The 505-nt window shown below is 26.3% G+C and carries 1 protein-coding gene; it reads left to right on the top strand.

All coding sequences use genetic code 11. The features are described from left to right. Window positions 1–142: 142 nt before the first annotated feature. Window positions 143–505, top strand: a 363-nt coding sequence (locus tag KPL55_RS25835; protein WP_216309597.1) for a transposase, incomplete at its 3' end; no start/stop codon positions are given.

The raw sequence follows: 505 nt of genomic DNA, 5'->3' as shown, positions 1-505 counted from the left end.
GAGGCCACTGAAAAACTATATGAAAAATCGTCATCAAATTAAAGATGGCGATTTTTTTTTATAAAAAACTAAAAACAAAAAGGAATTTTAAAAGATATGTCGAATTAGTATAGTAGAATAAAATAAAAGGGGTTAAACTATAATGCTAAAAGGACAATATGAAATAGAAATAAATACATACCGTAGCTTATATTCATTAATTATTCCTAAAGATAACATTTTAAAGCAAATTAATGACCTTGTTGACTTTTCTTTTGTTTATGACGAATTAGTGATTAACTATAGTTCATCGATGGGTAGAGGTGCCATTAACCCTATAATGCTATTTAAATATTTGCTTTTGAAAGTAATCTATGAATTGTCTGATGAAGATGTTGTTGAAAGAACTCTTTATGACATGTCCTTTAAATATTTTCTGAATTTAGCCCCAGAAGAAACAAATTTAATAAACTCAAGTACATTAACTAAATTTAGAAAGCTTCGCCTTAAAGATATGAATTTATTG

This window comes from Clostridium lacusfryxellense, assembly GCF_018861735.1.
In the GTDB taxonomy this organism is placed as follows: Bacteria; Bacillota; Clostridia; order Clostridiales; family Clostridiaceae; genus Clostridium_AD; species Clostridium_AD lacusfryxellense.
Note: the sequence above shows the minus strand (reverse complement) of the source record. Positions and strands in the feature narration are given on the sequence as shown.